This window comes from Azospirillum brasilense (assembly GCF_008365405.1).
Taxonomy (GTDB): Bacteria; Pseudomonadota; Alphaproteobacteria; order Azospirillales; family Azospirillaceae; genus Azospirillum; species Azospirillum brasilense_D.
In genome coordinates this window covers 124,970-134,911 of sequence record NZ_QOKV01000019.1, presented here as the reverse complement: position 1 = coordinate 134,911, position 9,942 = coordinate 124,970, and the positions used below count along the sequence as shown (strand labels likewise).

Below are 9,942 nucleotides of genomic sequence, written 5' to 3'. Positions count from 1 at the left end.
AAGACCGAGGGAAAATGAACGGCGCTGCCGCGGGGTGGGGCGCCCCCCACCCCGCGGCGTTCTGGTGGGTCAGTTTTCGACCGATGACCAAAGGCCAAAGAGGGTCAGTTTTCAGCCGGCGTTGACACCAGCCCACGCACCTTGGGATGGACACCGGCTTCGGTGATGACCGTGCCGCCCCAACTGTGGCCGACCAGAACGGCGGGACCATCCTGCCTGTCAAGCGCGCGCCGGGTGGCTGCCACATCATCGTCGAAAGAGGTGAGCGGATTCTGGACAATCGTGACCCGGTATCCACGGGTGGTCAGATCTTGATAGACCTTTCGCCATCCCGATCCGTCGGCAAAGGCGCCATGAACAAGGACAACATTCTTAACAGCCGCCTGATCGACGGAATGGCTGGTCGGCTGCGCCTGCGAGACCGATGGCGGCAGGGTGACGACCGAAACGGCCAGGATCACGGCCTGAAGCATGTTCTTCATGTTTGCCTCCGTTAGTTCGCGATAATTGTTATCGCAATATATGTTTGTATCGCCGGTGCCACCTCTTGTCCAGAGAAATTTATCGCGATATATGTCGACGGAAGATGCGCTGCGAAGGGAGCCAGCCTATGTCGGATGAGAACAACCCGCCGGTGCCATTGGAGGAGCAGCTCTGCTTCGCGATCTACTCGGCCGGTATCGCCATCCAGCGGGCCTACAAGCCGCTGCTGGACGCCCTTGGCCTCACCTATCCGCAGTATCTCGTCCTCAACATCCTGTGGCGGGAAGACGGACAGACGGTGGGGAGCATCGCCCAGCAGCTTGCTCTTGAATCCAGCACGCTGACCCCTCTGCTCAAACGCCTCGAGGCTGCGGAGTTGATCCATCGCACGCGCAACCCGACCAACGAGAGGCAGGTGATCGTGTCACTGACGGCCAAAGGAATGGCCCTGCGCTCCAAGGCCGGTTGCCTGGGCGATACATTGCTCCGCGCCTCCGGGGAGTCACCCGCCGCTTTGGCAAAGCTCAACCGCGAGATCGCGCAACTGCGGGATTCCGTTTACGCGCATATCGGCGGCTGGACGTCACTCGACGCACATTGATGAGAGAAGCGTGCTTTGGCACCCCCGGAGCCGTCCCTCCGTCCATGACATAGTCGGTTCCGGTAAAGGTGCCGGCGCGATCGGATGCCAGGACGGCGGTTGGGCTGGCGACCTCATCCGGAATCGATGGCTTTCGGATCGGAATGCCGCCAAGCGACTGTGCGCGATGATCTTCCTACCGGTCCCGATCCCGCCACACCCAATCGCACCAGGAAGTTTGATGATCTTGGCCGTCACCTTCATCATTTTTGGACCTTGTGCGGGAAGACGACACCATGGCCCTTCTGGAACTGTGGGGCCGTCCATCCCGAGCTGATTTCCTGACAGTTTACGACTGGAGCTGCATCGATATAATCGGGATAAACCGGGATGCGCCGTCACGATAATCGGGACAATCATGCGGAATGGATTGATCGAGCTGGACTCAGTGGTCGCCATCATGCGCCGTGGGTCTTTCCGCGCGGCTGCGCTGGAACTCGGCATGTCGACCACAGCGCTCAGCAACGCGATCGGCAAGCTGGAGCGAGAGCTTGGAGTTCGCCTGTTCAATCGCACGACCCGCAGCGTCTCCCTGACCGACGCCGGGCGGCAGTTCGTGGACAAAGTCGGTCCCGCGCTCCGGGACATTCATGAGGCGATGGAAACCGCCCGATCGCAGCAGGATACGCCATCGGGCATCTTGCGCATCAATAGCTTTGCCGCGGCCGCGCGGGAGATCTTTCCTCTCCTGCTCCAGTTCCTGCGGCTCTATCCGCAGGTCCATGTCGATCTCGTCACCGAGGGCCGGCTCATCGACATCGTCGCGGACGGTTTCGATCTCGGCATCCGCACCGCGGACCTCGTCCCCAGCGACATGATCGCGGTGCCGCTTGGTCCGCGCCGCCGCTATGCGGTGGTTGCATCACCGGGCTATTTCCGGACTCGGGACCAGCCGAGGTCGCCCTCCGACCTGCTTGCCCATCCGTGCATCCGCGTGAGATTACCCAATGGAGCGCTTTATCGGTGGCCGTTCGAGAAGGGTGGACAGCCGATCCAGATCGACGTGAACGGCCCGATCACCCTGGACGAGGTCAGCCTCGCCCGCATGGCGGTGCTGGAGGATATGGGGATCGGCTTCTTCATGGAGTCCGACGTTCAAAGCGACTTTGCCGCCGGCCGCCTGGTTCGCATTCTCGAGGACTGGACCCCGCCACTGGAACAGCTTTGCCTCTACTATCCCAGCCGGCGACACTCGTCTGCCGCGGTCAAGGCATTCATTGATCTTGCCAGGAAATTTGCTGCCTCAACAACTGCGACGGCTTGATCGTCGCCGCAGGGTTCCGTTGCAAAGATTGCCGGTGGGCGGCGATCAGGTAAAACCCCTCGTTACTGCGTCAGGCCGCGCTGAAGGTGGGGATGGTGGCCAGCTCGGCCTCCAGGTCGACGTCGATGGCGTCAACGGGAAAGTGTAAGGCGTCGGTTTGCATTCTTGTCGGGCTCGCCGCTGTGCCGAAACCGAGCGCTGGAGCGCGGCGGAGCTCACGTCCATGCCGCGTTCTCACATCCCGGACAATTTTCGCACTTTCGTGTAGTGGCCTCAAGCAGTGCGCAAAGATCTCAGGGAAAAGATTTTCACAAACAAGCCAACTTTGTGAGGGGCGGTTTCACAGTCTCCCAACGCGCTCCGCCGGTCCTGGTGGTGAGCGTTCCATCCAGAAGTCTTTCACCGCCCCGATCAGGAACTCCTTGTTTCCCTCGGGACCGGTGATCGGGCTTTCGGTGATGTCCAGCACGCGCCAACCCGGCAAGGCGTCGAGCCACCCGCGGATGCGGTCGCAGACCTCCTGGTGCAATTCCGGCTCGCGCACCACCCCGCCCTTGCCGACGCGGCCCTTGCCGACCTCGAACTGGGGCTTGATGAGGGCGACGAGCCGCCCGCCCGGCACCGTCAGGGCGAGCGCCGCCGGCAGCACCACCTCCAGCCCGATGAAGCTGGCGTCGCACACCACCATGTCCACCGGATCGGGAATCTCGGCGCTGGTCAAGTGGCGGGCGTTGGTCTTCTCCAGCACCACGACGCGCGGGTCGTTGCGCAGCTTCCAGGCCAACTGTCCATGCCCGACGTCCACCGCATAGACCTTGGCGGCACCGCGAGTCAGCAGCACGTCGGTGAAGCCGCCGGTCGAGGCGCCCACGTCGATGGCGGTCAGGCCGGTGGGGTCGATGCCGAAGGCGTCCAACCCCTTGACCAGCTTCAACCCGCCGCGCGACACCCAGGGATGGTCCTGCCCCTTCACCGACAGAGGAGCGTCCTCGGCGATCGGATCGCCGGCCTTGTCGATGCGCTTGGTGTCGGAATAGACCAACCCGGCCAGGATCAACGCCTGCGCCTTGGCCCGGCTTTCGGCCAGCCCGCGCTCCACCAGCGCCACATCCGCACGCACCCGCGCCATCTCAGAACTCCCCCGTCGACGAGGGTGGATGCATGGCGCAGGACGCGGCGTTCGGCAAGAGGCGATGGACCGTCACGGGCGAAGGATGGTCAGAAAGGCAGATCCAGGACGAAGCGGGTGCCCGGAACGTTCGGCTCCGCGCGCAGCTTGCCCTTCAATTGGCCGGCGAAGGCCCGCGCCACCTTCATGCCCAGCGTGTCGGCACGCGCCACCTCGAATCCCTGTGGTAGACCGCGCCCATGGTCGGAGACGGTCAAGCGATGGCCACCCTCGTCTTGCGGCACGAGGCTGACTTCAATGTCTCCCGGGCTGCCTGCCGCGTAAGCGTATTTGGTGGCGTTGCCGACCAGTTCGTTGACGATGAGGGCGAGCGGGATCACCGAATCCACCGGCAGCATCGCCTGTTCCACCGTCACGGCGATGCGCCGTTCCGGCCCGCCGACCGCGAAGTGGCTTTCCATCTCCCGGCAGGCATCGCTCAGATAGGCCCCGAAATCGACGAGACTGCCGCGGGCGGCGGCGTGCACGCGCTGGTGCGCCTGGGTCACCGTGCCGATGCGGCTGCACGCCTCCTGGAAGGCGCGGCGCATGTCCGGGTCCTTGGCCGACAGGGTCTGGAGCGTCAAGAGGCTGGATACGAGTTGAAGCGTGTTCTTGACCCGGTGGCTGACCTCCCGCGCGTGATGCTGGGCGGTCTCGGTCGATTCGGATTCGGCGGGACGCAGGGTAACCAGCAGCGACGGGCCGCCGTCGAGCGCGGCCAGATCAAGGTTCCAGGACACCTCGTCCGGCCCGGAGACCCGCAGGCGGGCGCCCTCGCCGTTGGCCAACGCCTCGGCGACGCGCGCGGCGGAGGCCTCCGGGAAACGGTCCGCCAAGGGATGCCCTGGCACCAAGCCCAGGGCGCGCATGGTCGCGTTGGCGTAAAGACAACGGAAGGACGCGCCGTCGATCACGGCGGTGGGCATCGGCGACGCTTCAACGATGGACCGGAACATCCCCGGACCATCCTGAGCCGAAGCTCCGTTTTCGTCGGATGCGCGCCCAGCGCCCGCTGCAAACACCTGAGGCATGTTCGACAAAACCCAGTCCCGCCGGATACGTTAATTATCTATTGTTTTCGAATTGTAAGACAGCAGTCCCAGCCGCACCAGAGAAAGCGCCCCGCCCAACCTTAGGCTAATGGCATTAGCCCCTTCGTCCAGGGTCGAGCCGGCGGCGCTTTCCTTCCGGATTCAGGCCCGCACCGCGGCCGCCTCGATCCCCAGCGCCTGCAACGCGGTGGCGACGATGTGGCGGGCGGCCAGACCGGCCTCCTCGTACTGTTTCGCCGGGCTGTCATGGTCGAGAAAGCGATCGGGCAGGACCATCGGGCGGATCTTCAACCCGCCGTCCAGCAGCCCGGCCATCGCCAGATGCTGCAGCACGAAGCTGCCGAAGCCGCCGACCGAGCCCTCCTCGATGGTGATCAGCACCTCATGCTCCAACGCCAGACGGCGCACCAGCTCCTCGTCCAGCGGCTTGGCGAAGCGCGCGTCGGCCACCGTCGTCGACAGGCCGCGCGCGCCCAGCTCCGCCGCCGCCTTGCGCGCCTCGGCCAGACGCGTGCCGTAGCTGAGGATCGCCACCTTGGTGCCTTCCTGGAGGATACGGCCCTTGCCGATGGGCAGCACCTCGCCGCGCTCCGGCAGTTCCAGCCCCACCCCCTCGCCGCGCGGGTAGCGCAGCGCCGAGGCGCGGTCGTCGATGGCGGCGCTGGTCGCCACCATGTGCATCAGCTCCAGCTCGTCCGCCGCCGCCATCAGCACGATGTCGGGCAGGCAGCCGAGATAGGCCACGTCGAAGGCCCCGGCGTGGGTCGCCCCGTCCGCCCCGACCAGACCGGCGCGGTCGAGCGCGAAGCGCACCGGCAGGCGTTGCAGCACCACGTCGTGCACCACCTGGTCGTAGGCGCGCTGCAGGAACGTCGAATAGATCGCGCAGAAGGGCTTGAAGCCCTCGGTCGCCAGCCCGGCGGCGAAGGTCACGGCGTGCTGCTCGGCGATGCCGACGTCGAAGCAGCGGTCGGGAAAGCGCTGGCCGAACAGGTCGAGACCCGTACCCGAGGGCATGGCCGCGGTGATGCCGAGCACGCTGGGGTCGCGCTCCGCCTCGGCGATCAGGGCGTTGGCGAAGACGCGGGTGTAGGTCGGGGCGTTGGACTTGGGCTTCGACTGGGCGCCGGTGACGACGTCGAACTTGGCCACCGCGTGCAGCTTGTCGGCCGACGCCTCTGCGGGGCCGTAGCCCTTGCCCTTCTTGGTGACGACGTGGATCAGGACCGGCTTGTCGTCGTCGGCGTCGCGCACGTTCTGCAGGACCGGCAGCAGATGGTCCAGATTGTGCCCGTCGATCGGGCCGATGTAGTAGAAGCCCATCTCCTCGAACAGCGTGCCGCCGGTGACCATGCCGCGGGCGTACTCCTCCGCCCGCCGCGCCGCCGTGCGCAGCGGCCGCGGCAGCTGCTCCGCGATGTCCTTGGCCAGATGGCGCAGGCTGAGATAGGGCTTCGACGAGATCAGCCGCGACAGGTATGCGCTCATCGCGCCGACCGGCGGGGCGATGGACATGTCGTTGTCGTTCAGGATGACGATCAGTTTGCTGTTCGCCGAGCCGGCGTTGTTCATCGCCTCGTAAGCCATGCCGGCGCTCATGGCGCCGTCGCCGATCACGGCGACCACATGGTTGTCGCGGCCCAACTGGTCGCGCGCCACCGCCATGCCCAGCCCCGCCGAGATGGAGGTGGAGCTGTGGCCGGCGCCGAAGGGGTCGTACTCGCTCTCCGACCGGTTGGTGAAGCCCGACAGGCCGCCGCCGGTGCGCAGGGTGCGGATGCGGTCGCGGCGCCCGGTCAGGATCTTGTGCGGGTAGCACTGGTGCCCGACATCCCAGATCAGCCGGTCGGCCGGTGTCTGGAACACGTAATGCAGGGCGACGGTCAGCTCGACCACCCCCAGCCCGGCGCCCAGATGACCGCCGGTCACCGACACCGCGCTGATGGTTTCCGTGCGCAGCTCGTCGGCCACCTGCCGGAGCTGTTCGGGCTTGAGCGCCCGCAGGTCGGCGGGGGTGCGGACGAGGTCGAGAAGCGGCGTCTTGTCGTTGGGGGTCACGTTCGAAACGTCCTCCGTTCAGGTCCGCCGCGCGACGACGAAGTCGGCGACCGCTTTGAGGATATCGGCGCGCCCGTCGAAGATCTCCAGGTGCGCCTTGGCCTGGACGGCCAGCATCGCAGCCTGCGAGCGGGCGCGGTCCTGCCCGAGGATGGACACGAAGGTCGACTTTCCGGCCTCCGCGTCGCGCCCGACCGACTTGCCGGTTTCCGCCTCCGTCCCCTCGACGTCCAGCAGGTCGTCGACGATCTGGAAGGCCAGCCCGAGATCGTGGGCGTAGGCGCGCAACGCAAGCCGCTGCGGCGGCGGGGCCTTGCCCAGGATGCCGCCGGCCTCGCAGGAGAAGGCGATCATGTCGCCGGTCTTCATGCGCTGGAGCCGCGTCGTCGTGCCGAGGTCGAAGGTCTCATGCTCGGCGATCAGATCGAGCATCTGACCGCCGACCATGCCGTGCGGTCCGGCCGCCTTGGCCAGCGCCGCCACGAGCTGGCAGCGCACGTTCGGGTCTTCGTGGGTCGCCGGATCGGCCAGCACCTCGAAGGCGTAGGTCAGCAGCCCGTCGCCGGCCAGGATGGCGGTCGCCTCGTCGAACTTGCGGTGCACGGTCGGCTGGCCGCGGCGCAGCTCGCCGTCGTCCATCGCCGGCAGGTCGTCGTGGACCAGCGAGTAGCTGTGGACGAACTCCACGGCCACGGCGACGCGCAGCGCGCAATCCGGGTTGACGCCGAACAGCGCCGCGGACTGGCACACCAGGAAGGGACGCAGCCGCTTGCCGCCGTTGAGGCAGCCGTAGCGCATCGCCTCCAGCACACGCGATTCGGGAAGGTCGGTGGTCGGCAGGAGGTGCAGGATCGCACGCTCCACATCGGCGGCCATGTCGGCCATGGCTGTCTTGAGGTCGGTCTGCACGTCAGTCGATCCGGGCGGGTTCGGTGCCGAGGGTGCCATCGGCGGCAACGGTGATGCGGTCGATCTTGGCCTGGGCCTCCCGCAGCTTCGCCTCGCAATGCCGCTTCAGCGCGGTGCCGCGCTCGTAGGAGGAGATCGCGTCGTCGAGCTTGCCGCGCCCGTCTTCGAGCTGGCGCACGATGCGCTCAAGCTCGGCCAGCGCGTCCTCGAAGCTGAGGGCGGCGATGTCGGGGGGAATGTGAGCGAGGTCAGCCATGATCCATCCGGCGAATGATCCATACGATGGGGTGCCCGCGATGGGACCGAAAACCGAAATTATGGCTCAGCCCCCAAATGCGCAAGACCCGCGGCGGGCGTATCACGCTCCCACCACGGGCCTAGCCGGAAGAATCGGCCGGAAGAGTCGGAAAGCTCAGCAATACATCAATTCGCGCACATGCGCCGCGGTGGCCGACGCCAGCGCACGCAGGTTGTAGCCGCCTTCCAGCACGGACACGATGCGGGCGCCGCAATGGGTGCGGGCCAGATCGCCCAGCTTGCGGGTGGCCCAGGCGAAGTCGTCGTCGGTCAGGTGCAGGCCGGCCAGCGGGTCGCGCGAATGGGCGTCGAATCCGGCGGAGATGATCAGCAGGTCCGGTTTGAAGTGATCGATGGCCGGCAGGATGATGTGGGTCATCGCGTGCCGGAACTCCGGCGAGCCGGACATGGCGGCGAGCGGCGCGTTGACGCAGTTGCCGTACTCGCCCTTCTCCCCCGCGTCGCCCGTGCCGGGATAGAGCGGCGACTGGTGGGTGGAGCAATAGAGCAGGTCCGGGTCGCGCTGGAAGATGTCCTGCGTGCCGTTGCCGTGGTGGACGTCGAAATCCATCACCGCCACCCGCTGCAGCCCGTGCGCCGCCCGCGCGTGGTAGGCGCCGACCGCGGCGTTGTTGAACAGGCAGAAGCCCATGGCCTTTTCATGCTCGGCATGGTGTCCCGGCGGCCGCACGGCGCAGAAGGCGTTGCGCGAATGGCCCGACGCCACCGCGTCCACCGCCGCGACCACCGCCCCGGCGGCGCGCAGCGCGGCCTCGCCCGAACCGGGGGATATCACCGTGTCGGCGTCGATGCCGGCGTGCTCCTGTTCCGGGACCAGGGCCAGGATGCGCTCGACATGCTCCTGCGGGTGCGCCCGGGAGAGCTGCTCCAAGGTGGCGAGCGGCGCCTCCTGCCGTTCGAGCATGTAGAATTCTTCGGTCTCAAGAGCCGCCAGCACCGCGCGAAGCCGGTCGGCGCATTCCGGATGGCCCAGCCCTGTGTCGTGGTCCAGGCAGGCGGCGTGGGTGAACAGGGTGGTGAACATGCTTTTCTGTCTTTTTCGTTCGTGTTCGAGGCATTTCCCTGCGTCCATTCTTCCCGGAACGCTAATGAAAGTACAGGATGATTGCGGGGCTTATCGTCACATCCCCCAACCGCCGCCCCCACCCCTTTTGCGCGGCGTACGTGCAAGCCATACCGCTCATCGGCGCCGTCAGGCGCAACGCTCGATCACGAAACGGTAGACACCGCCCTCCTCCACGCTGGACGCCAGCCGGTTGCCGGTGGCCTCGCAGAAGGCGGCGAAATCCTTGGGCGCGCTGGGGTCGGTCGCCTCGACGGTCAGCGTCGATCCGGGCGGCACCGTCTTCAGCGCCTTGCGCGCGCGCAGCACCGGCAGCGGGCATTGCAGCCCCTTGGCGTCGAGCGTCTGGTCGGCCATCGTTCCTTGAACTCCTTCGGTCACCGCCGCAACGATTCGAGGCCGCGAGTCTAGAACGGCGGCGCACGCGCCTTCAACCCGTTGAACGGTGCTTTCGCGGAACGGGGAACATTCTTTCGACTACGGGACATCCACGGGTAGACAGGGCGGTACACTCTTCCATATGATTGAACACGAACGATAAACGGCGGTGCTGCGGCGCAAAGGTTGGGCGCAACGGTTCGCTGTTGCTTGGCGCCGATGGAAACGGTCGTTTCATGAACATTGCCGATCTGCAGAGCAACGCACGGCGGGCCAGCACGCTGCTCAAAGCCATGAGCAACGAGCGCCGCCTGCTCATCCTGTGCTATCTGACCGAGGGCGAGAAGTCGGTCGGCGAGTTGGAGGAGCTGGTCGACCTCAGCCAGTCGGCCCTGTCCCAGCATCTGGCCCGCCTGCGCCGCGACAAGCTGGTGCGGACGCGCCGCGCCGCCCAGAACATCTATTACTCGCTGAACGGTCACGAAGCGCAGACCATCATGGCGACGCTCCACGATCTGTTCTGCGCGCCCGTCGCCCGTAAGAAGGACGAGGAGTCCCCCACCTCCGCCGAAGAACCCAGCAACGCTTCGGCCTGAGCGCGGCTCC

The 9,942-nt window shown here is 66.2% G+C and carries 11 protein-coding genes; 3 read left to right on the top strand and 8 right to left on the bottom strand.

What is annotated here, in order from left to right; all coding sequences use genetic code 11:
* Positions 1–104: 104 nt before the first annotated feature.
* Positions 105–482 carry an alpha/beta fold hydrolase gene (locus DS837_RS24295; RefSeq protein WP_211102401.1) on the bottom strand — a complete coding sequence of 126 codons (378 nt, stop codon included), beginning with the start codon at positions 480–482 and terminating at the stop codon, positions 105–107.
* 128 nt (positions 483–610) lie between these two features.
* Between DS837_RS24295 and DS837_RS24290 the strand changes: the two genes are divergently transcribed.
* Complete coding sequence (locus DS837_RS24290) at positions 611–1,084, top strand: MarR family winged helix-turn-helix transcriptional regulator (protein WP_149167082.1); 474 nt, start codon at positions 611–613, stop codon at positions 1,082–1,084.
* 409 nt (positions 1,085–1,493) lie between these two features.
* Complete coding sequence (locus tag DS837_RS24285; protein WP_247890104.1) at positions 1,494–2,387, top strand: LysR family transcriptional regulator; 894 nt, start codon at positions 1,494–1,496, stop codon at positions 2,385–2,387.
* A gap of 340 nt (positions 2,388–2,727) precedes the next feature.
* Here the strand turns inward: DS837_RS24285 and DS837_RS24280 are convergent, their stop codons facing one another.
* The 7 genes from DS837_RS24280 to DS837_RS24250 form a co-directional block, all read right to left on the bottom strand.
* Positions 2,728–3,516, bottom strand: coding sequence for a TlyA family RNA methyltransferase (locus DS837_RS24280; RefSeq protein ID WP_149167080.1), 789 nt, complete (start codon positions 3,514–3,516; stop codon positions 2,728–2,730).
* Positions 3,517–3,605: 89 nt separating this feature from the next.
* Positions 3,606–4,514, bottom strand: a complete 909-nt coding sequence (locus tag DS837_RS24275; protein WP_149167079.1) for a sensor histidine kinase — start codon at positions 4,512–4,514, stop codon at positions 3,606–3,608.
* A gap of 237 nt (positions 4,515–4,751) precedes the next feature.
* A complete protein-coding gene (gene dxs / locus DS837_RS24270; protein ID WP_149167078.1) occupies positions 4,752–6,668 on the bottom strand; it encodes a 1-deoxy-D-xylulose-5-phosphate synthase in 1,917 nt (638 codons plus the stop codon).
* Positions 6,669–6,686: 18 nt separating this feature from the next.
* Positions 6,687–7,616 (bottom strand): polyprenyl synthetase family protein, encoded by a 930-nt coding sequence (locus DS837_RS24265; protein ID WP_149167077.1) that lies wholly within the window; start codon positions 7,614–7,616, stop codon positions 6,687–6,689.
* Positions 7,579–7,833, bottom strand: coding sequence for an exodeoxyribonuclease VII small subunit (locus DS837_RS24260; RefSeq protein WP_149167076.1), 255 nt, complete (start codon positions 7,831–7,833; stop codon positions 7,579–7,581). The genes DS837_RS24265 and DS837_RS24260 overlap by 38 nt, the downstream gene beginning before the upstream one ends.
* A gap of 156 nt (positions 7,834–7,989) precedes the next feature.
* Positions 7,990–8,919 (bottom strand): histone deacetylase family protein, encoded by a 930-nt coding sequence (locus DS837_RS24255; protein ID WP_149167075.1) that lies wholly within the window; start codon positions 8,917–8,919, stop codon positions 7,990–7,992.
* A gap of 168 nt (positions 8,920–9,087) precedes the next feature.
* Entirely contained in the window at positions 9,088–9,315 is a 228-nt protein-coding gene (locus DS837_RS24250) for a sulfurtransferase TusA family protein (protein WP_137105360.1), read from the bottom strand.
* Between the two features lie 257 nt (positions 9,316–9,572).
* Here DS837_RS24250 and DS837_RS24240 point away from each other — a divergent pair, with 257 nt between their 5' ends.
* Complete coding sequence (locus DS837_RS24240) at positions 9,573–9,932, top strand: ArsR/SmtB family transcription factor (protein ID WP_149167073.1); 360 nt, start codon at positions 9,573–9,575, stop codon at positions 9,930–9,932.
* The last annotated feature ends 10 nt before the right edge of the window (positions 9,933–9,942 follow it).